General features: G+C 54.0%; 23 protein-coding genes and 1 tRNA gene. 3 read left to right on the plus strand and 21 right to left on the minus strand.

All coding sequences use genetic code 11. From position 1 onward, the window contains the following. From mraY to ruvX, 9 genes are all read right to left on the minus strand, one after another. On the minus strand, nucleotides 1–1,080 hold the full coding sequence (mraY, locus tag AB3175_RS10920; RefSeq protein WP_367360976.1) for a phospho-N-acetylmuramoyl-pentapeptide-transferase: 1,080 nt from the start codon (nucleotides 1,078–1,080) through the stop codon (nucleotides 1–3). Between the two features lie 14 nt (nucleotides 1,081–1,094). Next, nucleotides 1,095–2,522: a UDP-N-acetylmuramoyl-tripeptide--D-alanyl-D-alanine ligase gene (murF, locus tag AB3175_RS10925; protein WP_367360977.1), complete on the minus strand. Its 1,428-nt coding sequence runs from the start codon at nucleotides 2,520–2,522 to the stop codon at nucleotides 1,095–1,097. 186 nt (nucleotides 2,523–2,708) lie between these two features. Beyond that, a complete protein-coding gene (locus AB3175_RS10930) occupies nucleotides 2,709–4,265 on the minus strand; it encodes a UDP-N-acetylmuramoyl-L-alanyl-D-glutamate--2,6-diaminopimelate ligase (protein ID WP_367360978.1) in 1,557 nt (518 codons plus the stop codon). An 18-nt stretch (nucleotides 4,266–4,283) separates the two neighbouring features. After that, nucleotides 4,284–6,281 (minus strand): penicillin-binding protein, encoded by a 1,998-nt coding sequence (locus tag AB3175_RS10935; RefSeq protein ID WP_367360979.1) that lies wholly within the window; start codon nucleotides 6,279–6,281, stop codon nucleotides 4,284–4,286. Continuing rightward, on the minus strand, nucleotides 6,278–6,625 hold the full coding sequence (locus AB3175_RS10940) for a cell division protein FtsL (protein WP_367360980.1): 348 nt from the start codon (nucleotides 6,623–6,625) through the stop codon (nucleotides 6,278–6,280). The genes AB3175_RS10935 and AB3175_RS10940 overlap by 4 nt, the downstream gene beginning before the upstream one ends. Nucleotides 6,626–6,628: 3 nt before the next feature. Continuing rightward, on the minus strand, nucleotides 6,629–7,576 hold the full coding sequence (gene rsmH / locus AB3175_RS10945; RefSeq protein ID WP_367360981.1) for a 16S rRNA (cytosine(1402)-N(4))-methyltransferase RsmH: 948 nt from the start codon (nucleotides 7,574–7,576) through the stop codon (nucleotides 6,629–6,631). Nucleotides 7,577–7,578: 2 nt separating this feature from the next. Further along, nucleotides 7,579–8,025, minus strand: coding sequence for a division/cell wall cluster transcriptional repressor MraZ (mraZ, locus tag AB3175_RS10950; protein ID WP_367360982.1), 447 nt, complete (start codon nucleotides 8,023–8,025; stop codon nucleotides 7,579–7,581). A gap of 83 nt (nucleotides 8,026–8,108) precedes the next feature. Beyond that, complete coding sequence (mltG, locus tag AB3175_RS10955; protein ID WP_367360983.1) at nucleotides 8,109–9,131, minus strand: endolytic transglycosylase MltG; 1,023 nt, start codon at nucleotides 9,129–9,131, stop codon at nucleotides 8,109–8,111. Further along, entirely contained in the window at nucleotides 9,128–9,580 is a 453-nt protein-coding gene (gene ruvX, locus AB3175_RS10960; RefSeq protein ID WP_367360984.1) for a Holliday junction resolvase RuvX, read from the minus strand. The genes mltG and ruvX overlap by 4 nt, the downstream gene beginning before the upstream one ends. Before the next feature lie 215 nt (nucleotides 9,581–9,795). Here ruvX and eno point away from each other — a divergent pair, with 215 nt between their 5' ends. Then, on the plus strand, nucleotides 9,796–11,082 hold the full coding sequence (eno, locus tag AB3175_RS10965; protein WP_367360985.1) for a phosphopyruvate hydratase: 1,287 nt from the start codon (nucleotides 9,796–9,798) through the stop codon (nucleotides 11,080–11,082). A gap of 476 nt (nucleotides 11,083–11,558) precedes the next feature. Then, complete coding sequence (locus AB3175_RS10970) at nucleotides 11,559–11,906, plus strand: hypothetical protein (protein ID WP_367360986.1); 348 nt, start codon at nucleotides 11,559–11,561, stop codon at nucleotides 11,904–11,906. A gap of 49 nt (nucleotides 11,907–11,955) precedes the next feature. On the opposite strand, the gene ptsP is transcribed toward AB3175_RS10970, so the two are convergent. Genes ptsP through AB3175_RS10985 form a run of 3 tightly spaced genes read right to left on the minus strand, consistent with a single transcriptional unit; the run spans nucleotide 11,956 to nucleotide 14,755 of the window. Beyond that, a complete protein-coding gene (gene ptsP, locus AB3175_RS10975; RefSeq protein ID WP_367360987.1) occupies nucleotides 11,956–13,740 on the minus strand; it encodes a phosphoenolpyruvate--protein phosphotransferase in 1,785 nt (594 codons plus the stop codon). Then, on the minus strand, nucleotides 13,737–14,006 hold the full coding sequence (locus AB3175_RS10980; protein ID WP_367360988.1) for an HPr family phosphocarrier protein: 270 nt from the start codon (nucleotides 14,004–14,006) through the stop codon (nucleotides 13,737–13,739). The genes ptsP and AB3175_RS10980 overlap by 4 nt, the downstream gene beginning before the upstream one ends. Then, the gene (locus AB3175_RS10985) at nucleotides 14,003–14,755 is read right to left on the minus strand and encodes a PTS system mannose/fructose/sorbose family transporter subunit IID (protein ID WP_367361034.1); all 753 of its coding nucleotides are present in this window, start codon (nucleotides 14,753–14,755) and stop codon (nucleotides 14,003–14,005) included. Before AB3175_RS10985 ends, AB3175_RS10980 begins: the two co-directional genes overlap by 4 nt. 189 nt (nucleotides 14,756–14,944) lie before the next feature. On the opposite strand from AB3175_RS10985, the gene AB3175_RS10990 reads away from it, so the two are divergent. Next, on the plus strand, nucleotides 14,945–15,226 hold the full coding sequence (locus AB3175_RS10990) for a PxxKW family cysteine-rich protein (RefSeq protein ID WP_367360989.1): 282 nt from the start codon (nucleotides 14,945–14,947) through the stop codon (nucleotides 15,224–15,226). Between the two features lie 195 nt (nucleotides 15,227–15,421). Here AB3175_RS10990 and AB3175_RS10995 read toward each other — a convergent pair whose 3' ends face one another. The 9 genes from AB3175_RS10995 to AB3175_RS11035 all read right to left on the minus strand — a co-directional run bounded on the left by AB3175_RS10995 (nucleotide 15,422) and on the right by AB3175_RS11035 (nucleotide 23,200). Further along, a complete protein-coding gene (locus AB3175_RS10995) occupies nucleotides 15,422–15,769 on the minus strand; it encodes a MerR family transcriptional regulator (protein ID WP_367360990.1) in 348 nt (115 codons plus the stop codon). A 153-nt stretch (nucleotides 15,770–15,922) separates the two neighbouring features. Then, the gene (locus AB3175_RS11000; protein WP_367360991.1) at nucleotides 15,923–16,198 is read right to left on the minus strand and encodes an integration host factor subunit alpha; all 276 of its coding nucleotides are present in this window, start codon (nucleotides 16,196–16,198) and stop codon (nucleotides 15,923–15,925) included. 40 nt (nucleotides 16,199–16,238) lie between these two features. Next, nucleotides 16,239–18,653 (minus strand): phenylalanine--tRNA ligase subunit beta, encoded by a 2,415-nt coding sequence (gene pheT / locus AB3175_RS11005; protein ID WP_367360992.1) that lies wholly within the window; start codon nucleotides 18,651–18,653, stop codon nucleotides 16,239–16,241. 38 nt (nucleotides 18,654–18,691) lie between these two features. Continuing rightward, nucleotides 18,692–19,708 carry a phenylalanine--tRNA ligase subunit alpha gene (gene pheS, locus AB3175_RS11010; protein WP_367360993.1) on the minus strand — a complete coding sequence of 339 codons (1,017 nt, stop codon included), beginning with the start codon at nucleotides 19,706–19,708 and terminating at the stop codon, nucleotides 18,692–18,694. Continuing rightward, nucleotides 19,705–20,064 carry a 50S ribosomal protein L20 gene (gene rplT, locus AB3175_RS11015; protein WP_367360994.1) on the minus strand — a complete coding sequence of 120 codons (360 nt, stop codon included), beginning with the start codon at nucleotides 20,062–20,064 and terminating at the stop codon, nucleotides 19,705–19,707. The genes pheS and rplT overlap by 4 nt, the downstream gene beginning before the upstream one ends. Before the next feature lie 63 nt (nucleotides 20,065–20,127). Beyond that, on the minus strand, nucleotides 20,128–20,325 hold the full coding sequence (gene rpmI / locus AB3175_RS11020; protein ID WP_367360995.1) for a 50S ribosomal protein L35: 198 nt from the start codon (nucleotides 20,323–20,325) through the stop codon (nucleotides 20,128–20,130). A gap of 141 nt (nucleotides 20,326–20,466) precedes the next feature. Then, a complete protein-coding gene (gene infC, locus AB3175_RS11025; protein ID WP_367361035.1) occupies nucleotides 20,467–20,976 on the minus strand; it encodes a translation initiation factor IF-3 in 510 nt (169 codons plus the stop codon). Between the two features lie 78 nt (nucleotides 20,977–21,054). Next, nucleotides 21,055–22,971, minus strand: a complete 1,917-nt coding sequence (gene thrS, locus AB3175_RS11030; protein ID WP_367360996.1) for a threonine--tRNA ligase — start codon at nucleotides 22,969–22,971, stop codon at nucleotides 21,055–21,057. A gap of 154 nt (nucleotides 22,972–23,125) precedes the next feature. Beyond that, nucleotides 23,126–23,200 (minus strand) — tRNA-Val (locus tag AB3175_RS11035). Nucleotides 23,201–23,287 lie beyond the last annotated feature (87 nt).

A 23,287-nucleotide genomic window follows, 5' to 3' on the forward strand; every position in this document is an offset into this window, starting at 1 on the left:
CTAGCGAAGCTTTAAGGTACTGATGGCCAGCAGAGCCAGCAGGATGGAGATGATCCAGAAGCGGACGATCACTTTCGGTTCAGCCCACCCCTTCAACTCGAAATGATGATGAATCGGAGCCATCCGGAAGATGCGCTTCCCGTGCGAGAGTTTGAACCACCCGACCTGGAAGATGACGGAGAAGGTTTCCAGGACGAAAACGCCGCCCACGATGGCCAGCAGGATCTCCTGCTTGGTCGCGACGGCCAGACAGCCCAGCGCTCCCCCAAGGGAAAGAGACCCGGTATCTCCCATGAACACCTGGGCCGGGTAGGTATTGTACCAGAGGAATCCGATCCCGGCTCCCACGATAGCCCCGCAGAAAATGCTCAGTTCTCCGACGCCGGCCACACCGGGAATCTGCAGGTAGGAGGCGATTTTGTAATTCCCCGCAAAATAGGCGAAGAGCAGATAGGTCATGAAGCAGGTAATCGCCGGCCCAATGGCCAGGCCATCCAGCCCGTCCGTCAGATTCACGGCATTTGCGGCCCCGACGATGATGAAGGTCGAAAGAAGTACATAACCCCACCCCAGATCCGGCAGGGCCGTTTTAAAGAACGGAATGGCGACGATGGAGCTGAATCCCGGCTTGGCGTACAGGACAATGCTGACCAGGAGGGCGATGGCCACTTCGAAGGCAAGCCGCACGTTACCGGGCACCCCCTTGGAATTGTGACGTGTCAGTTTCCGGTAATCGTCGGCGAAGCCGATCAGTCCGTAACCCAGGGTCACCATGAGCACGAGCCAGACGTAATCGATCGTAAGATTGGCCCACAGAAGGGTCGAAGCCACAACGGCAAAGATGATCAGGATCCCGCCCATCGTCGGCGTCCCCTCCTTGGCCAGATGCGCCTCGGGACCGTCATTCCGGATGACCTGCCCCATCTTCAACGCCTGCAGCTTCCGGATCAGCCATGGTCCCAGGATAAAGCAGATGACCAGGGCGGTAATGGTGGCATAAATCGTCCGAAAGGTGATGTATCGGAAGACATTGAGATAGGAATAGGTCTCGTGCAGCGGATAAAGAAGATGATAAAGCATCCTGTCTTCCCCGTTCAGGCCGATGTTCGGTCAAGGATTTTCTTGACGATCTCTTCCATTTTCATCCTCCGTGACCCCTTGACCAGAATCCAGTCCCCCTGTTCCACGAAGGAGAGGATGGGATCAACGATTTCGTCGGCGTTCTCAAAAGAACGGATCCTTTCCCCCGGCAAGCCGCCTTTGGCGGCGCCGGCCGCCGTCGACCGGGAAAGGGGCCCTTTAAGATACAGCCTCCCAACATCCGTGGCAGCGGCTTCGAGCCCGACGGCTTCGTGAAGCTGCTCCGCAGACGGCCCCAGCTCCAGCATGTCGCCCAGGATTGCCACGCTGCGTGAGCTCCCCTTCAGAGTCTGGATGGTTTTCAAGGCTTCGCGAACGGATGCCGGGTTGGCATTGTAGGTGTCATCAACGAGAAACGCGCCATTCGGCAGGCAGTGGATTTCGAAGCGAGCGGTTACAGGACGGAAATTCCGGAGACCTTGAGAAATTTTATCGATGCCGAGCCCAGAAGCCCTGGACAACGCGGCTGCAGCCAAGGCATTGTATATGTTGTGCATACCGGAAGCAGAAAGCCGGACGGAAACCGAATCCGGACCACAGTTCAAACGGAAAGACTGCCCCGCTACGCCCTCTTTCGCAATATCCGAAGCAGTCAAATCGGCCTGGGAGATCACCCCGTAGGTCACTGTTCTTCCCGTCCACAAACGCCTCAATGGCGCCATGGCCTCATCATCTGCATTAAATACGGCCACACCGGATCTGGACATGGTGCCATAGAGATCGCCCTTCTCCTCACGGATGTTCTCGAGCGTCTTCAAGCCTTCCAGATGGGCGGGGCCGATATTGGTAACGAGCCCGATATCAGGTTCCGCTATTTCTGTCAACCGCTTGATTTCACCCCGGGCATTGGTTCCCAGCTCCACAATGGCCAGGTCGTGGCTTCGTTCCAGGCGGAGCAGGGTGAGAGGCAACCCGATCAGGTTGTTGAGGTTCCCCTCCGTTTTCAGTACGGAAAACGTCTGCTCGAGGACGGCGGCGGTCATTTCCTTGGTCGTTGTCTTTCCGGAACTGCCCGTTATGGCTATGACGGGCTGGCCGGATCGTCTCCGCCAGAAGCGGGCCAGATCGCCCAGGGCCCTTAAGGTATCCTCCACGACAATGACCGGGCAGCTTCCGGGAATTTTTGAAACCGTCTCCAGCATACCGGCATGATGGGCATCCATCAGAAGCCCGCCGGCGCCTCTCGCAATGGCCTCCCCCAGGAAATCATGGCCGTCGAAACGATCCCCCTTCAAGGGAATATAGAGATTGCCCTGAACAAGCTGCCGGCTATCGGTTGACACACCGCGGAGACGGCAAGCCGCCTCGCCCTGCAGAAGCTTTCCTCCCGTCGCCGTGACTACCTCGTCAGCCGGGAATTCCGGCCCGAATTTCTGATTCAAAGGAAGACCTCCCCATCCTGTATGGAATTGTCCTGTCCGTCTTAAACGCAGGAGAAAGAACCATTCCGCTGTACCAGATTCTCTTCTTCGGCAAAGGATCGTTCAGCTTCAGGTTATCAGGAATTATTGTGAGCTCTCAGGCGAGCAGAGGAATTCCGAACAGAGCGGACCCGCACCAAACCGGCGTCATTCATGATCGATCTTTGTGCTTGAAGGTGAACTCTCCAGGATTTCTTTCGCAGTCTCCCTGTCATCGAAATGGAGACGATTTGTTCCAATAATCTGGTAATCTTCATGCCCTTTACCGGCAATCAAAACGATATCTGAAGGCCGGGCCGACCGGATCGCCGCCTCAATGGCCTGCCGCCGATCGGGGATCACGACATATCCCCTGCCGGCCGGCTCCAATGGCCATTGCTCCGGAGATCCCTTGGGAATGGACTGACGATTGATGCCCACCTCGATATCCCCAATGATGGCCAGCGGGTCTTCCGATCTTGGATTATCGGAAGTCAGGATCGTCAGGTCGCTGTAATTTGTCGCCACTTTCCCCATGAGGGGCCTCTTTCCCCGGTCGCGGTCGCCGCCGCATCCAAAGACCGTGATCATCCGTCCTTGTTTGAAGGGGCAGAGGCTCTCAAGCACCCGCCGAAGCGCATCATCCGTGTGGGCATAATCGACGAACACCCGGGGCTGGGCCAATCCGCTCACCTTTTCGAGCCGTCCGGGCACCGCCGTCATCGTTTCGATTCCCCGGCAAATGGCCTCCGTGGGGATCCGCAGGGCAATGGCGGCGGAAACAGCGGCCAGAACATTCGACAGATTAAATTTGCCGATCAGGGGAGAGGCCATTTCGAAACTCGCGGGACCTACCTCGATGACCGCTTTGATTCCGTCGAGGGAAAGATCAAAGCAAGAGGGGCGTACATCGGCATTCTCTTCGATTCCAAAGGTAAGAGGCCTGTTCCCCGCCCCGGTTTCCCGGACGAGACGCTTCCCCCAGGGATCATCGACATTCACCACCATGGAATGTCGGCGAAGCTTCCGCCCCCCGGGAAGCACTTCCGAAAAGAAACGCTTCTTCGCCTGGTAATAATTTTCCATGGTCTTGTGGTAGTCCAGATGGTCCTGGGTGAGATTGGTAAAAATTCCAAGATCAAAACGGCAATCGTCGACGCGCCGGAGGTCAATGGCATGGGAAGATACCTCGGCAACCAGATGGGTCACGCCGCTTTCCGCCATATCCCTCAAAATCCGCTGCAGGTCCATGGATTCAGGCGTCGTGTTGGGGGCGGCCATCCTGATTCCGGGATAACGGTAATTGACGGTGCCCAGAACGCCGCAGCGGAATCCCGCCGCCGCAAAAATCGATTCAAGGATATAGGTGATGGTGGTTTTGCCGTTCGTTCCCACCACGCCGACCGCAACCAGCGATGATGAAGGATCGCCGTAGAACGTTCTCGCCAGACGCCCCAGGGCTTTCCTCCCGTTTTCCACACAAATCTTCGTGATGTCCGGGGGCGTTGTAACTTCTCTCTCGCAAACGACGACCTTGGCGCCGTGGCCTATCGCATCGTCGATATAGTCATGGCCGTCGGATTTAAGACCTGATATCGCCACAAAGAGTGAATTCGACGAACACTGCCGTGAATTGTAGCACAGGGACGTCACGTCCATCGCGCTGTCCGCGGGGCCGGTCATTCCCATAATGTCGAGTCCATTCAATAAGGCGGAAAGATTCATTTTCGGCAGCCCTTTTTTTCAATTCCCGTGACTGAAGATCACGGAGCAGGAGGCGGTCCGTGTCATCGGAGTTCCAGGCGCGGGATGCTGCTGCGTCGCCCAGCCGTTGCCTGCGATTTTGACTTCAATGCCACGCTGTTTCGCTTTTCTGAGGACATCCCGGATACTGAGGCCGAGGAAATTGGGCATCAGGGCTTCATCGGTCAGCATGTTCGCCGGCGCCACGCCGGGTGAAAGATCACCGGAAGAAGAAACCAGCTTCAGCTTCATGTTTCCGCCTTCTTCCTGGTCCAGCTCCGGAGTTGGATTGGGACGAATGTGAGGTTTAAAGCATGTCAGGATCTGTTCTCCAATCGCCTTGAAAACCGGAGCGGCGGCAACGCCACCCCAGCGGTCTTTTTGCGGTTCATCGAGAATAACCAGGATCGCAACCTGGGGGTCCTCAGCAGGGAAAAATCCCATGAACGACGTTTTCACCCGTTCGGATGAATAAGCATTCCGTGCATGATCATATTTCTGCGAGGTCCCGGTCTTTCCGGCAACGGAGACGCTCTCTATCCGGGCGTTCTTCCCTGTTCCGTCCTCCTGCCCCACGATATCGGTCATGATGGCCGTGAGATGCCTCGCCGTATTCGGCGATATGACCCGCCGAACTGCCGTGGGCGAGTAGCTGCTTACAATCTGACCCTTTTTGTCCACAAGAGCCCGAACGACATAGGGTTTCATCATGGTTCCCTGATTGGCGATCGTGGACAGCGCGGTGATAAGCTGAATGGCGGTGACCGAAATTCCCTGCCCAAAAGCGACCGTTGCCGCGTCCACCCTCGTCCAGTCGCCGACGGGGCGGAGCAGTCCCGGAATCTCCCCTGGAAGATCGATCCCTGTCCTCGCCCCGAAACCGAAGCTGCGGATATAGTCGTAAAATTTTTCCTTTCCCAGCTTTTCCGCAATCTTGACCGATCCGATATTGCTCGAATATTTAAGAATATCATGAACGGAAAGCATGGCGTGGCGCTTCCGCTTGGCTTCGTGAATTACCCGGTTGCCGATGGCATAGGCCCCATTTTCACAGTAGAAGCGGTCGCTTTCCCGGACGGCCCCCTCTTCGAGGGCGGCAGCAACCAGGAAGGGTTTGAAGGTTGATCCGGGGTCAAAGCAGTCTGTAACCGCTCTGTTCTTTTTGTTTTCCGAAGAGACGGTCCTCAGCGCATTGGGATCGAAGCCCGGAGAATTGGCCAGCGCCAGGATTTCTCCCGTCTTGGGATCCATCACAATCGCCAGCCCCCCCTTGGCTCCTTTGTCCCGGACAGCGGCTTTGAGCTGAGATTCCACAAGGTGCTGAATGCGGCTGTCTATGGTGAGAACGAGGCTCAAGCTTTCGTCAGACGAAATCGAAGCCTTTTCCACCCTGGGGAAAAGCACGTTGCCTTTTGCATCCCGCGTCCAGACAAGCTTTTCCGGTGTGCCCTTCAGGTATTGATCGTATTTGATTTCCAGCCCCTCCAGCCCGACCGAATCGTAACCTACCAAACCGACCAGCTGGCTGGCCAGTTCTCCGTTGGGATAAAATCTTTTGGGCTCCTTGACGAGAAAAATTCCCTCGATGCCCGCATCCTCCACCTTCCTGGCAATCTCGGAAGGGATTCTGCGGGCAATCCAGCAGAATCTTTTCGAGTGAAGAAGCTTTTTCATCACTTCCTGCCGGTCAATGTCGAGAATGGAGGCTATTCTGACGGCCGCATCGACGGGGCGGGCCATTTTCGAAGGATCCGCACAGACCGAATCGACCTGCAGACTCGCCGCAAGTTTTTCACCATTCCGGTCAAAAATGATCCCCCGTTCCGGCGGCAGTTGGAGGGTCTTGGTATGCTGCCTCTGTGCAAGCTCCTTCAAGGCCTTGCTGGACATAATCTGCAGATGAATGGCCCTGGAAAAAAGGGCAACGAACAAAACGACAAAAAAGACCAGCAGCGTCACCAGCCGAAACCTCAGCCATTTGACGGATTCCGTGTTCATCGCTTAGCCCCGCTTCCTCCAAGATGGATGATCTGTTCCCTCTCAGGGTAGGTCATCTGCAGTTTCTCTTTCACAATCGCTTCAATGCGACCCGGCGCCTTGAGCGTTGCAATATCAACTTTCAACTGGCGCTGTTCTTCCAGGAGCTGCCCCCTGCGATTCATCTCCTCGGCAATTTTATAATCCAGCTCCGTCATTCGAACGTGCGACCAGACATACACCAGGGCTACGCCCATCAGAACGAAGGCCGCGATGATCAGGTGCGTATACTTCACCCCCGTTGATTTGCTCTGCTCCGGCGACTCCTCGGGAGGCGGCATGTCCGGCGAATCGTCGATCGTCAAGGGCTAAATCCTTTCCGCAGTTCGCAGTCTCGCACTTCGTGATCGGGGATTGGCATCCACCTCGCTTGAGGACGGCGTGATGGGCTTTCTGTTCAAAACGGTCAACCGGGGACGTTGTCCACAGACGCAAAAGGGAATGTCGGGCGGACAGATGCACCCCTTCTCCAGAGAGCGGAACCGGGTTTTGACCATGCCGTCTTCCAGGGAGTGAAAGGAAATGATGGAAAACCGCCCCCCCGGCTTCAGGCAGTCGATCCCCTCGTGGATGGCCCTGTGAAGGTTGGAAAGTTCATTGTTAACGTAAATCCTGAGTGCCTGGAAGGTGCGCGTCGCGGGATGAATTTTCCTGTGCCGGGCAGACCCGGGCAATGCGCCGGCGACGATGGCGGCCAATTCCGTCGTTGTCCGAATCGGGGCGTCTTTCCGTTTCGCTGCAATCGCCCGGGCTATCCGACCTGCCATGATTTCTTCTCCGTACCGTCTTATGATGTCCTTCAATTCCCTTTCGGAACAGGAATGAAGAACATCATAGGCGCTTCGACCGGATTGCGGGTCCATGCGCATGTCAAGAGGCGCCTCATGAAGGAAGCTGAACCCCCTTTCCGCTGTGTCCAACTGATGGGAAGAAACCCCAAGATCCAGTAAAATACCGTCGACTTCAGAGATCTTTTCGCCTGCAAGCACGGCTCGAATATCGGCATAGTTCGCCTTGACAAGCCGCTTTCGCCGGCCAAAGGCCTCCAGGCGTTTCCCTGCGGCCTCCAGGGCCTGGCCGTCGACATCCATCCCGAGAAGAAATCCAGCGGGGGCCGATCGTTCCAGGATGAGCGCGGCGTGCCCTCCCCCGCCAACCGTTCCGTCAACGTAAATACCGCCGCTATGGCAATTCAGTGAAGCAACGGCTTCTTCAAGAAGCACAGGCTCATGATAGGAATCCCCCTCGGCCGGCATTCTCAGAGCCCGAGTTCCGTCATGTAATCCCCGAAACCATCGAGATTCCCCGATGTATCCTGACAATCCTTCTCATAGAGGTCCCGATTCCAGATTTCGATAACCCGCAGCATGCCGGCAAGGACGATCTCTTTTTCCAGGCTTGCATAGGCGCGAAGGCTTGGGGGAATCAGGACCCGCCCCTGGTTGTCGATGGTGCAGCTGACGGCGCCCGCCATGAAAAAACGCTGAAAAGACCGGCTTCTTTTGTCGAGCAGGGGGGCCTGCCGGATTTTGTCTTCGAGAAGCGACCACTCCTTTTCAGGAAAAACCATGAGATAACCGTCCCATTTCGCAATGATCAGGCGATTGTCATAGTAAGCAGCCAGAACCTCACGGAATTTAGCCGGAAAAATGATACGCCCCTTGTCATCAATGGTATGGGAATATTCTCCCCGAAAGCCAGCCATCCCACCCCTCACATCCACTTTAAACCACTTTACTCCACTAGGCTGCAAATATAAAGAGGGGATTCCTGTTTGTCAAGGAAAAATCACGCGTCTTTTTCCTTTGCAAGTCGGTATCTTAGAATAGCATCATTGTGTTCTTTCAGAGTCTTGGAAAACTGGTGGGATCCGTTGCCCTTGGACACGAAATAAAGATACTCCACCCTGGCGGGATTCAGCACAGCCAGGAAAGAGTCCTTGCCCGGATTCGCGATGGGACCCGGTGGAAGACCTTCTATGCGGTAGGTATTGTGGGAGGTTGGCATCGACAAATGACGACGCGTGATTTTTCCTTCGAAAGGCGCCATGTGGTAAACGGCTGTGGGATCGCTTTGAAGACGCATGCCTATTTTCAATCTGTTGAAAAAAACCGCTGCGATGAGAGGTTTTTCCGCACGATGGCCCGTTTCCTTGCCGATCAGAGAAGCCAGCGTGACAAATTCGTTCAAGGTCAGCCCCATCGCTCCGGCCTTATCGATCATTCCGGGATCGATGACGCTCCAGAATTGTTCCACCATGCGGCGAATCAGCTGTTCCGGGGTGATGACGTCGTCGAAAAAATAGGTATCCGGATAGAGGTAACCCTCGGCGCTGCCTTCTTCAATCCCCAGGCTCCGCAAAAACGTCCGGTCCGTTGCCAGGGACAGAAATTTTTTTTCATCAACAAGATGCAGCCTGGCCAAATGGGCGGCCAGCTCCCTCAAATTCATATCCTCGGGAACGGTAATTCTGCAGACATCGGTTTCACCCCGTGAAAGTTTGTTTACAATGGCCAGCGGGGTCATCTTCCCGGAGAAGGTATATTCTCCCGATCTCAGATGTCTTGCGGCACCCTTCGTCAGAACCAGGACGCAGAAAAAGGGGGTGTTGCGAACCAGCCCCTCCTTCTGCAGCTTGTCCACCACCTCGAAAAATCCTGTTCCCGGAAGAATTCTCACCTTTTTCACTGGAAGAACCGGGTCTACCGGCCGGTCGATATAAAGGAGAAACCAGCCCGCCGTCAAATAAGCCACGATCAGCAGGAGCCGCGTCAGCAGGACGTTTTTCTTACTTCTTTTTTTTCTTTTCATGAGCCCTTTTCAACTTCGGTATCCGGTGATCTTTTTTCTTTTGAAAAGGCGTCCAGGTAAGACTGGAGGATCAGGCTAGCCGCCAGGCTGTCAACCACGGCTTTTCGCTTTTTAGGGGGAACCCCGGACCGGAAAAGGATTTCTTCCGCCTCCTTCGTCGTCAGGGTTTCATCCCATAACACGACCGGGATGCCCAGGGAGGCCTCCAGACGGTGGGCAAAGCGTGCAACCTTTTCGCACTGGATCCCCTCCGTTCCATCAAGCCGAAGGGGATAACCGATGACGATTGTCTCCACTCCATATGTCGTGACAAGAGCGGCAACGGACTCCACATCCCTTCGCCAGGATTTGTGGAGGATCGTTGTCAGAGACTGGGCCGTCAATCCAAGTTCATCGCAGAGGGCGACGCCGATCCGCTTCTCCCCATAATCAAGGCCCAGGATGCGCATATCAGGACAGACTCCTTTTTTTAAGGGGACTGCTTAACAATACCCTCCTCCCTTTGCAACAGAAAAAAACAGTTCCTGTGCGTTCAACACGCTTGAATCGTGATCATTTCTCGGTTGTTTCCGGGATTAAAGGCTTCATCGGTCTTGAAAACTACGTGGTTATGGTTTAGAGTGACGTTTAACCTTTATCGGCTTCACCATTCAGGAGGATGCACATGACTGAAATCGTAGCGATTCACGCAAGAGAGATACTGGATTCGAGAGGAAATCCCACCGTTGAAGCAGAGGTTTCCCTGCTTTCAGGAATAACCGGCCGCGCATCGGTCCCCTCCGGTGCGTCGACGGGAGAACATGAAATGCTGGAATTAAGGGACGGGGATTCCAGGCGTTATCTGGGAAAAGGCGTCACACAGGCGATCCAAAACGTCATTGAAAAGATCGCCCCGGAAATCGTCGGGAGGGATTGCCTCAATCAAAGGGAAATCGATTATGCAATGGTTGCCCTGGATGGTACGGAAAACAAAGGGTCCCTCGGCGCCAATGCCATCCTGAGCGTATCACTGGCGTGCGCCAAGGCGGCGGCGGCGGCCACGGAGCTTCCCCTTTACCGATACCTCGGCGGCGTCCAGGCCAAGGACATTCCCGTTCCCATGATGAACATCATCAATGGGGGTCAGCATGCCGACAACAATGTCGACATCCAGGAGTTTATGATCATGCCCGCAGGAGCGCCGACGTTCCGCGAAGGCCTGCGCATGAGTGCGGAAGTTTTCCACAGGCTCAAGACCGTCCTGAAAGGCAAGGGATACAACACGGCTGTTGGAGACGAGGGGGGATTCGCCCCCAACCTGAAATCCAATGAGGAAGCCCTCGCCGTGATCATTGAAGCGATCGTCCTGGCGGGCTATGAGCCGGGGAAAGACATCTTCATCGCCCTGGATGCCGCTGCCAGTTCCTTCTATAAAGACGGGAAATATCTGCTGGCCGCGGAGAAAAACCCGGAAAAAACCGCAGAGGAGATGATCCGCTTCTATGAAGACCTGGTAAACCGCTACCCGATCATCTCCCTGGAAGACGGCCTGGCTGAAGACGACTGGGAGGGCTGGAAATCTCTCACAGAGGCCCTGGGGTCCCGGATACAGATTGTCGGAGACGACCTCTTCGTTACCAACAGGAAACGTCTCGAGATGGGCATTTCCAGGGGCATTGCCAACTCCATCCTGATCAAGCTGAATCAGATCGGCTCCTTGACGGAAACCCTGGAAACGATTCAGACAGCCAAAGAAGCCGGCTATACGAACATCGTCTCCCATCGTTCCGGAGAAACGGAAGACAGTTTCATGGCGGATGTCGCCGTCGCAACGAACTGCGGCCAGATCAAGAGCGGCTCCCTGTCCCGCAGCGAGCGTCTGGCCAAGTACAATCAACTGCTGCGCATCGAAGAGGAACTGGGAAGCTACGCCGTTTACCGCGGGAAGGCCACTTTTTATTCCATCAGGTAAGGTGCCTTTCCGCACAGAACGGGCGAATCGTATACGCATGCGGCAACGTCGGGCATTTATTGAACCCTGAATTCGGGATGCTTCCAGTTCAGGGTTCGTCTTTTTCATTACCGTCGCCGGAGCCTGCGACCGCACCTTCGCTTCTCTGAGTGCACCGAAAATGCCCCGAAGCGGCAGGGCATTCCCTAACCGCATTTCCTTCAGCGTCATCGTCAACAGGTCCAGGTTTCCCAGGATCAGGGAAGAAGAAGATCGGGAAAGGACTCCGGGGGGGCGAACGTTCGCAGGCCAGACTCGGGGAAGGTGGAGTGAGGTTGGAGCGCCGCCTTCCGCCAGGGATTGAAAATATCTTGACGGGCTGCAGAGTTTCCTTTAGGGTTAACCTTTCTTATCATCCATTGAACGTGATGCGCAGGCGGATAACATCCACAGGACGCTGAAGGCAATGCGAAAATCATCTGAGGAAAGGGAATTTTGTGGATAAATTTACTCAAGTACCGCTGAATAAAATTGAATTCAATCAGAACAACCTCTACCGGGAAGACTCCTTCACGGATATGCAGGTCGGTTCGATCCGCGTGCTCATCCCCGTAAAACCGGACGGCTCGGAGGATTCTTCCAGAGCGGCCCTCTTCATCGGTCAGGCCCAGGTCATGTCTCCACAGGGCCCCCTGCCTCTTCAGGGCCCTATTGAGGCAAAATCCCTGAGCGAAGCCATGGATAAATTCCCGCAGGCCATGGAGCAGGCGCTGAAACAAATGCTCTCCGAGGTCAGAGAGTATCAGCGTCAGCAGGAATCAGGGCTCATCCTGCCTGGCAAATGATTCCAGCAGAAGGAGCCAAGGGGGATGCTCTGTACCGCGACGGGCGTCCCTATTGTCCAGCCCCCTGGAACTCCTCGGGAAACCGCCTCCTCATGTAATGCTCCACATAATCGCGTATTTCCGTCGCGGAATTGAATGCAAGGACTTTATTCAACAGTTCGCGGGATTCCTGCAGGGTGGCATTCTGGATGATCTTCTTCATCCGGGGAATCCCCAGGGGATTCATGCTCAGCTCATCCAGTTCAAGGCCAAGAAGAATCAGCGCGTAGAGGGGTTCCCCCGCCATCTCGCCGCACATCGCCACGCGGATGCCGTTTCGGTGCCCGGCGGCTGTAATCTGTGCGATGAGCCTTAACACGGCAGGATGAAGGGGCTCGTAGAGGTAAGCGACCCGCTCGTTGATCCGGTCGATCGCCAGGACATACTGGATCAGATCATTGGTGCCGATGCTGAAAAAATCCACTTCCTTCGCCAATTCTTCCGCAACGATGCCCGCGGAAGGCACTTCAATCATCACCCCGATTTCAATATCGCGGCCGATGGGAACATGTTCTTCAATCAGGTCCCCTTTGACGATATCGAAGATGCGCTTGGCTTCATGGATCTCCTCGATGCCGGAAACCATGGGGAACATGACCCGGAGCTTGCCGAAGGCGCCGGCGCGGATAATGGCCCGCAACTGCACCTTGAACTGCTCGACTTCCTTCAGACAGAAACGTATGGCCCGCAGTCCGAGCTGAGGGTTCATTTCTTTGGCCAGTTTCGGATCGGAGGTAAACTTATCGCCACCCAGATCGAAGGTCCGAATCGTCGACCAGGCCAGTCCCTCGATTCCGACGACCTGACGGTAATGGGCAAAATGCTCCTCCTCTGTCGGCAGACGATCCCGGTTGATATAGATGAATTCCGTCCGATAAAGGCCGATTCCTTCTGCGCCATGAAGAACCGCTGAAGGGATTTCTTCAATAAATTCTATGTTGCAGCCGATATCAACGCGGCAGCGATCTTTCGTCATGGCCGGAAGCCGGGCATATTTCAGGAAATCTTCCTGAACGAGCTCATAATGCTTCTTCTTCTCCTGGTAACGCCTGGCCACTTCCGGATCGGGATTAACGATAATCAGCCCCGATGTTCCATCAATAATCAAGTCGTCATTGGTTTTAACGACGCGCGTGATGTTCTGCAGACCCACAATGGCCGGAATTTCAATCGAACGGGCGACAATGGCGGTGTGGGATGTTTTGCCACCCATATCCGTGGCGAATCCCAGGACCTTGTGAACCATCATCTGGGCCGTATCAGCCGGAGAAAGATCCGAAGCCACAACAATAACCTCTTCCCGGATTTCGGAAAAGGGCGTTCTCTTTTCTCCCGAAAGATTGCGGAGGATTCGCTTTCCCACATACTGGATGTCACTGAATCGACTGCGGATATATTCATCCTCCACCCGGTCGAACAATTCCCGGTATTGATCCAGGGTCATTCGGACGGCCCATTCGGCATTGACGCACGATTCCTTGATATGCCCGACGGTGTGGCGGATGAACGCCTGATCCCGTAACAGCATAAGATGGACATCAATAATATACAGGGGCTCGGAACCGATCTTGCCATGAATGCCATCCTTGATGGCACGGAGCTCCCTCTCGGACTCCTTTAAAGCGGCTTCAAAGCGCTTGATTTCCTGAGGGATCAGGGATGTGTCACTCAGTTTGTACAAGGAAAGATCACTTCCCAGCGGATCAAAGAGGAAAGCCTTCCCACAGGCGATCCCCGGGGAAACACCGATCCCTTTCAACACGAACGTCTTTTTAACATCGTCCGTTATGCTCATGATTCACCAAATTTATCCTCAAAAAGCCCTTCGAGACTTTCTATGGCCTGAAGGGCATCGGCACCTTCCGCCCGGACCGTCACCCGGCTTCCTTGAGGACAGGCCAGGGTCAGGATGCCCAGGAGACTTTTTCCATTAACCTCCCGACCATCTCTTTCCAGAACAATTTTTGACTTAAATCCTCTGGCGGCACTTACAAGTTTTGCCGCAGCGCGGGCATGAAGACCCAGTTTATTTTTCAGTTCAAACGTCCGAATTTCAGTCATTTTACTGTGCACAGAAGGAAAACGATCACCACCATCCCGTACAGAATGTGCGCGGGAGACACCCCCTTCTTGACGGCCCAGAAGCACAAGAGGATACAGAAAAGCACCCCGATTTTCATGCCGATCCGCACCAGGGGAACAAGGGAAACCGCAACGTCTTTCGAGGCGATGAATGCCGCCAGAAGGGCAAGAAAGGACAGGGAAATCCAGCGGATCTTCCTTGCCTTCCCGAGAAGGTCCAAGCGCCGCACAAAATCGATCCCCATTTTACCCAATCGGTAGCCCTCGGTAAATCCCTTCCATCGCACCCATAAAGCCACCGAATTGTACATGCAGAAGGCAATCAGAGGCGCGGCAACAGATTCATGAACGGCCAGCAGCACGCCGGCCAAGGCGGACAGCGGACGATACGCTCCCCAGAAAAATGAATCCCCTATAGCCGCGTAGGGTCCGCAAAGGGCGTTTTTCAAGGTGCCGGCATCTTCATTTTGGATGGATTGCTTCTTCAGGTTTTCCTCTTCAATGTGAACAACCGAGCCAAGAATGGGGCCGGTCATATAAGGATGGCTGTTAAACAATTGCAGGTGCCGCACCAGCAACTCCTGCGTGCGCCCCCGATCACGGTTCAGCAACCGGATAAAAGGAATCAGGGCATAGACAAAACCCAGATTTTGCATTCTCCAGAAATTAAAGGACGCCTGGATCAAGAGGGACCGCAAAAAAATTGAAACCAGCCGGGAAGATTTCATCACAAAGATCCCTTAATTTCCGCAACACAGCTTGCTAGCACGAAACTGCCATGAAGTCAATGAATTCGGCTGAGGCTTACAAAAATTTTCTTCCGGGAAAGGACTCGCCAAGTTTTGCTTGACAGGCCCCGATTGTTCTGTTAGTGATCACGCCCTTGGATATTAAATAAAGCTCAAGAGGTAAGAGAAATGCTTTGTTCAACAATCAAACCGGGAACCGACTGCGGATTCATGACCAAAAAAGGGTGCAGCTATGCCGGCGGTTCCTGCAAACCCGTTATCGACAGTTGCCTCGGATGCAATAAGATCGTTGAATTTGAAAGTGGAAACTACTGCAAACTCTATCCCGAGCCTGCCATCAAATGGCTCAAGGGAAAATGTCCCAGCGCTTCCCATGTCAAGCTCGAAATCAAGGAAGTCCAGGCGATCAACCCGCTGAAGGCCTCCAAGCGGGCTTCCAAGAAAAAATAATCTCTTGATTGATCGGCCGGTGAAAAATCCGGCCATAGTCAACAATAAAGCCCTTTGAAAACACAGCCTGGTCCCGCCGGGTTCCGCATTTTTCAAAGGGCTGAGGAAAAAATCGTTCGACAGGCGCGGTGTGCGCCTCGACATCCTGTATGAAGATGCCTCACTGTGGCACGGTGAGGGAAAAAATCTGTTTTATTATTCTTTGAGCCACTCCCGAAGTTGTGTCAATCCCGTCTTGATTTCCGCCAGCTTCCGAGCCGTATCCGTTTCGCCGGCTTGAGCCTCGCGTCCCCGCTTCCGCAGAAGAAGCTGTCTTTTCGCACCTTTTATCGTAAAGAACTCTTCGTAGAGGAGGGTCTTGATCGTCATCAGTTCTTGAACATCCTGTCTCCGGTACAGCCTTTGATCGGCTTTTGTCCGAACCGGCCGCACGGACTTGAATTCCGATTCCCAGTAGCGGAGGACAGAAGGCTCAACCCCAAGAATTCGGCTCACTTCGCTGATGCGGAAATATGCTTTTTCCGGGGGAAGGACATCGTTCATTATGAATTTTGTCGCTGATCCCGATCTTCAGAAATCAGATAAAAAAATGATGTTTTCAGTTCCCCTGCCTCAACACCTGAATGAACGGTGAGTTGAATCGAAAAGGCCTGCCCGGCTTTCCGAAGTTAAGGCATACCATTTTTCCTGAAGACTTCAATCGTTGAGCGCTTTCCTGAGGACCTGGCTGGATTTGAAAGTCAAAACCCTGCGTTCTGAGATGGAAATTTCATCTCCGGTCTGCGGGTTTCTTCCTCTTCGCGATTTTTTCTCTTTAACGACAAAATTACCGAAACCGGATATCTTGATCTTTTCACCCCGCCCGAGACTTTCCTTAATGATATCAAAAACAGACTCGACGATGCGGGCCGAGTCTTTTTTGGAAAAACCCAATTTTTCATATACATTCTGAATGATATCTATCTTAGTCATTTGAGACCTCCTTGAAATGGTACAGATGCTCTGGCGCCAATCATCTGATCTGAGCTCCCGTCCGGTCAACGATCCGTTGAACGATCGTTGAGTGAACCCGGTTCACCGTATCATCCGTTAATGTCGCAGTAAAGGACCGGTACGTAAACCTCAACCCCAGACTCTTCTTTCCTTCAGGAATGCCAGCACCGGCATATACATCAAAAATACGGACTCTTTCAAGCAAATCTTCACCTGTTGAAAGGGCCATATCCAGCATGTCACCCACTTCCATGGTCGAATCGATGACGAAGGCAACATCCCTCGAGCTCTCCGGATAACGTGAAAACTCCCTGTAGGTGACACTCTGTGGAACCTCCCCGGAGATGGCATCTACATCCAATTCAAAAACCAGGGCGCGGTTCTTCAAATCCATGCGGGAAAGCACATCCGGATGAACCTCCCCCATGAACCCTATGGATTTTTCACCGAGAAAAATTCCACAGGCCCTGCCCGGATGGAGGAAGGTCTCGAGCGCCTTTGAACGGAACTGAACCCCCTTCAGCCCCAAGCTGTCGGTCAGGCTCTCAACGCAGCCTTTCAAATCGTAGAAATCGACACCCGGCTCTCCCAAAGACCACAACTCATTATCCCGCATGCCTGTCATAAGACACCCCAACCGCTTCTTCTCCGTGGGCAGTTCTCCAGGCTTCCCCTGCAGAAAGATTTTGCCGAACTCAAAAATCTTCAGATTATAATCCCCGGCATTGACATTTTCGCGCATCACCTTAAGCAGGCCGTAAATCAAGGTGGTCCGCATGACCGACTGCTCTTCCGTCAGCGGATTTGAAATCGAAACGACCTTCCTGCGCTCATCCTCAACATTCAGCGCCAGGATATCAGCGGCATCTGGAGAAATAAAGCTGTAGGTAATGACTTCAGATAATCCATTGCTTGTCAGGTGGTTCCGAATCTTTTCCTCGAGGACTCTTCTTAAACTCCTGTGAGCCGGAACCATCCCCGCGAGAGGGAGCGTCACCGGGATATGATGGTAGCCATGGATTCTTGCGATTTCTTCCACGAGATCAATCTCGCGGGTAATATCGACTCTGAAGGAGGGGGGCTTGACCAGATATTCCTCTTCTCCGCCCTCTTTCCGGCTGACTTCCATACCCAGATTTTCCAGGATTTTCGCCATGTCCGCCGCAGGGATCTTCGTTCCCAGAACAGCATTGGCTCTACCGCAGCGCAGGGAAATTTCCTCAACGGTCTTTACCTGCCTCGGATGTTCGTCAATCCTTCCCCTGCAGATCGACCCTCCAGAGAGCTGGGCGGTCAATTGGGCGGCCCTGTCCAGCGCCCGAACAAGGCCTTCCGGATCAATCCCGCGCTCGAAGCGAAAGGCCGCATCCGTACTCATGCCCAAATCCCTGGCTGAGCGCCGGATGGAGGAGGGCGTAAAGTAGGCGCTTTCCAGGAGGATATCCCGTGTATCCGGCTTTATTTCCGAATTGAATCCCCCCATGATGCCGGCAATAGCCACCGGTTTGACGCCGTCACAGATCATCAGGGTGTCGGCCTTGAGAATACGCTCCTTTTCGTCGAGGGAGACGAATCGCTCTCCCTGCGTTGACCGCCGGACCACGATACGGTTCTCCTCCAGAAAACGGTAGTCAAAGGCATGAAGGGGCTGCCCCAGTTCCATCATGACAAAGTTCGTCACATCGACGACATTGCTGATGGAACGAAGCCCGACGGCTTCAAGGCGCAACCGCATCCACAGGGGGGAAGGCCCCACCGTTACATTCCGGACCATGCGCGCCGTATAACGCGGGCAGAGATCGGGATCAAGGATTTGCACCGAAGCAAGCCCCTGGATGTCTTCATCCCTTTCCTGGAAGCGGATCTCCGGCAGACGGACCGTCCGGCCGGTGAGAGCGGCTATTTCCCGGGCGATGCCGATCATGGAGAGGCAGTCGGAACGGTTTGGCGTGATTCCGATGTCAAAGACCGTATCCTTCAAGTCGAGGACCTCGGCAAGGTCGCCTCCCAGGGGAAGATCGGGAGACAGGATCATGATGCCTGTCGCATCTTCACCGATGGCCAATTCCTCCTCGGAGCAGAGCATCCCATCCGAGTACTCGCCACGCAGCTTTGAACGCTTTATGGTATAACCTCCCGGAATGGTCGCACCCACCCTGGCCAGGGGCACAACATCACCCTCGTGGATATTGTCCGCTCCACAGACGATGGGCAGGGTTTCAGCTCCCGTTGTCACGTCACACAGGTGAAGTTTGTCGGCGTTGGGATGGGGGCGGATTGACAGAATCTTCGCCACCACGACATGAGTAAAGGAGGGTCCAACTTCCCGCACCGCATCAACTTCGAGGCCGGTCATGGTCAGACAGTCCGCAACCTCGGCGGGCGTCAGATCAATGTCCACATAGTCTTTAAGCCATCTTAAACTTACTTGCATAATGATCTTTTACTCACGAATGAGATACCACCCTGTTATTAAAACTGCTGAAGAAACCGCCATTCGTTCTCAAAGAAAAGGCGGATGTCGGTAATCCCGTATTTGAGCATGGCAATACGCTCCACTCCCAGGCCGAAGGCAAACCCTGTAAACTCTTCCGGATCATAACCGACATTCTCAAAAACGGCAGGATCTACCATGCCCGACCCGAGGATTTCCAGCCAGCCGCTCTGCCCGCATATGCGGCAGCCGCTGCCTTTGCACATGACGCACCGGATATCCACCTCTGCGCTGGGCTCCGTAAAGGGAAAATAGCTGGGCCGGAAGCGGATCACCGTTTCCTCCCCGAAGATCTGCTTGAGAAACGCGTCGAGAATGCCCTTGAGGTCGCCGAAAGTGACGCCCCTGTCGACCAGCAGGCCCTCAACCTGATGAAACATCGGCGTATGGGAAACGTCGGAATCCGGGCGATACACGCGCCCTGGAGAAATGATTCTCACCGGGGGCGCCTGCTTCTCCATGATCCGAATCTGAACGGGAGAGGTATGGGTACGCAGCACGACCGTTTCCTCGATATAAAACGTGTCCTGCATGTCCCTGGCGGGGTGATCCTTGGGGATGTTCAGAGCCTCGAAATTGTAATAATCCTTTTCAATCTCCGGCCCGTCAACAATGGAAAAACCGATTCCTGAAAATATGGCACAAATTTCTTCGAGAACCTGTGTAACCGGATGGATCCGGCCATAGCCGCTGCGCCTGCCGGGCAGCGTGACATCAATCGCCTCTCTGCGAAGGGCGTCCTCCCTTTTCAGAGCGGCCAGGGCCCCCTGGGCTTCTTCAAAGCTTGAAGCCAGGATGTCCTTGATCTCGTTTGCCCGCTTCCCGTAAAGCTGCTTCTCCTCGATGCTTAATTGGCCTAAATTGCGCAGATACTGGGTCAGCAGTCCCTTTCTTCCCAGGAATTTGACCCTTACGGCAGACAGATCCGCTTCGGCTTTCGCCGCCTTTATCTCAGTCTCCGCCTCCTTCCGCAGTTTCTCCAGATCTTCAATCATGAAACAGGCTCACGCTTTGCGAGAAGAACGATTTCCGAAAACCCGCGGGGGTCATTAATGGCGATATCGGCCAGCACTTTTCGGTCAATCTCTACATTGGCCTTTCTCAAGCCGTCCATGAGCCGGCTGTAGGTCAGACCCTGTGCGCGCGAAGCGGCATTGATTCTGGCAATCCATAGCTTCCTGAATTCCCTCTTCCGTACCCTGCGATCCCGAAAGGCATAACTCAAAGCCCGGTCCACGGCTTCCGTCGCCGTCCGCAGCAACCGGCTCCTCGCACCAAAGAACCCTTTGGCTAATTTGAAAATCTTTCTTCTCTTTTTCTTGGCGGTAACACTTCTTTTAACCCTAGGCATGATCCTAAGCCTCCTATGTGTAATTCCACTCCCTGTTCCTCGGCTCCGAAAAGACGGCGCCTCCTACAGATAGGGAATCAGTCGTTTAATCTGCCTTTCATCCCTTTTGTCAAGAATGGCGGATTTTCTCAGGTTTCTTTTACGCTTTGTCGTTTTTGTCGTCAGAATGTGGCTGGCATTGGCATGGTGCCTCCGGACTTTTCCGCTGCCGGTCAGTTTAAAGCGCTTCGCAGCGCCACGGTGTGTTTTTAGTTTCGGCATTCTTCTCCCCTTGGTCTCCAAGCTGCCCGCAGAGGCAGTTCAGTCTGTTAGAATATCGTACAATCAAATAAAACACGGCAAACAGGATTCCCTGCCCCTAAATCCCGGAAAGGAACGAAAACCCCGCTATGTCATGATCCGCTATTTCTTAGGGGATAAAACCATCACCATACTTCTGCCTTCCAGTTTCGGCTGTTGATCTATGGTGCAGCTGTCACCCAATACACTTTTTATCTCTTCCAGGAGCCTACGCCCGATCTCCGTAAAGGCGATTTCCCTTCCCCGGAACAGGACGCTCACTTTTACCTTGTCATGCTGTTCAAGAAACTTTTTGATATGCTTGACCTTGACTTGAAGATCGTGCTCCTCAGTTTTCGGTCTCAGCCGAATCTCCTTTACCTGGATGGTGCTCTGGCTTTTCTTGGCCGTCTGAAGCTTCTTGCTCTGCTGGTACCTGAACTTTCCGTAATCCATGATCCGGCAGACAGGCGGCGCGGAAGTGGCGGCGACTTCCACCAGATCCAATCCCTCTTTCCTCGCTTCAGCCAGCGCCTCAGCCAGGGTCAATATCCCCAACTGCTCTCCCGTATGGCCGATCACCCTGACCGCGGGCACCTTGATCTCAGTATTGATCTTCAGATCCTTAGCTATTGGACACCTCCTGCATCGTTAAAAGAATATACCTGGATTTCCTTCCCCTGCCGCTGAAGCATGGCGCTTCCGTCCGCATTACAAATACCGCCTGCACCTATCCTGCACAAGCTCAATAAAGGAAGAAACCGGCATGGCTCCCAGATTGTCCCCGCCACGCTCTCGGGGCGCGACCTGCCCCGACGCCATTTCCTTGTCGCCGATCACCAGCATGTACGGTATTTTCTGGGTCTGAGCTTCTCGAATCTTATAACCCAGCTTCTCGTTTCGAAAGTCTGACTCCACGCGAATCCCGGCTTCCAGAAGCTGCGAACAGACCGTTTCTCCATACGGGATGTGCCGGTCCGTGACCGTAACGAGAACGGCCTGCACCGGAGACAGCCAAAGGGGAAAGGCCCCGCCGTAATGCTCGATCAGAATTCCCATGAACCGCTCAATCGCACCGAGAATAACGCGATGAAGCATCACAGGCCGATGTTTTTCGCCATCCGCCCCGACATACGTGAGATCAAACCTCTCCGGCAGGGTAAAGTCGCATTGGATAGTCGCACACTGCCACTTTCGCTTCAGCGCGTCCTTGAGCTTGAAATCAATCTTGGGGCCGTAAAACGCGCCGTCGCCTTCGTTGATATCATAGCTCATGGCGTTGTCCTTTAGGGCGTTCTCCAGAGCGGAAGTCGCCAAGTCCCAGTCCTCGTCGGTCCCTATGGAGTTTCCCGGCCGGGTGCTCAATTCGACTTCATATTCGAACCCGAAGATTTTCATGGCATAGCCGACAAAATCCGCGATGGCCCGGATTTCCGAATTCAGCTGTTCCGGGGTGCAAAGGATGTGGGCGTCATCCTGGGTAAACTGCCGCGCACGCATCAGGCCGTGCAGAACCCCCGTCTTTTCATGCCGGTGGACTGTGCCAAGCTCAAAGTAGCGAAGGGGAAGATCCCGATAGCTCCGCATCTTGGATTTGTAAATCAGCATATGGGAAAGGCAGTTCATCGGCTTGATCCCGTAGGATTGCCCTTCCACTTCGGTGAAATACATGTTTTCCCGATAGTGATCGAAGTGGCCGGATTTCTTCCAGAGATCCACCTTCAGAATCTGAGGCCCCATGACCATGCCATACCCGCGCTTCAAATGTTCCTTCCTCTCCCAATCCTCTATCAGGGTGCGCAGCATGGTCCCCTTGGGATGGAAGATGATCAGCCCGGCTCCCGCCTCTTCGCTGACCTGGAAAAGATCGAGATCCCTTCCCAGCTTGCGGTGGTCCCGCTTTTTGGCCTCTTCGATAATCCGGAGATACTCCTCCAGATCCTTCCGCGTGGCGAAACCGGTTCCATAGATACGCTGGAGCATCTTGTTCCGCTCGTCTCCGCGCCAGTATGCGCCGGCGACGTTGAGAAGCTTGAAGGCACGGATCATGGACGTCGAGGGGATGTGAGGCCCCCGGCAGAGATCGGTGTAGCCGCCCTGCCTGTAAAGGCTGACGGTTTTCACCTCTTCGGGCAGATCCTTTAACAGCTCGACCTTGTAAGACTCGCCCTTGCCCTGGAAAAAGGATATGGCCTCCCCGCGGGAAACCTCTTCCCGCATAAACGGAAGATCTTCCTTTATAATTTCCTGCATCCGGGTTTCTATTTTTTCGAGATCCTCCAGGGTGAAGGTGTTGTCATATTCAAAATCGTAATAAAAGCCGTCTTCAATGGCCGGACCGATACTGACCAGCACCCCGGGGAAAATATCCTGAACGGCCTGAGCCATCACATGAGATATGCTGTGCCGAAGAATTTCCAGACCTTCACGGGACGCGACATCGACCAGTTCCAGTGTTCCGTCCTCGGTGAGCGAGCGGTTCATGTCAATGAGGCCCCTGTTGAATCTGGCCGCTACGGTCACAGCAAGCACTCTCGGATCCAAGGAAGATACGACTTCCTTTACGGTGACTCCTTCCGGATAAGCCCGCTTTGATCCATCGGGTAAAACAATCTTGATTTCCTTCATAATCCCAATATTAACATCCAGGTTAAGGACTCTTTAATTCCCTTTATTAAAGAAAGGGCATCAGCGCGTTATCTTTGCGGATGCCCTTTCCCAACAGATCATATCTTCTTGAGTCGGTGAGACGAATCGCTCTGCAGGCTTGCATTGTAAAAAATGGTAGGCACGCAGGGATTTGAACCCTGGACATCCACCGCGTCAGGATGGCGCTCTCCCCCTGAGCTACGTGCCTTCACGCTTATCTTACCGCCAAACAGGGCGTAATACCTAACAACAAATCGGTCTCTTGTCAAGGCAAAAACTAAACTCCTTTGCTTTT

The sequence above is a fragment of the Syntrophus sp. (in: bacteria) genome (genome assembly GCF_040768185.1).
Lineage (GTDB): Bacteria > Desulfobacterota > Syntrophia > Syntrophales > Syntrophaceae > Syntrophus > Syntrophus buswellii.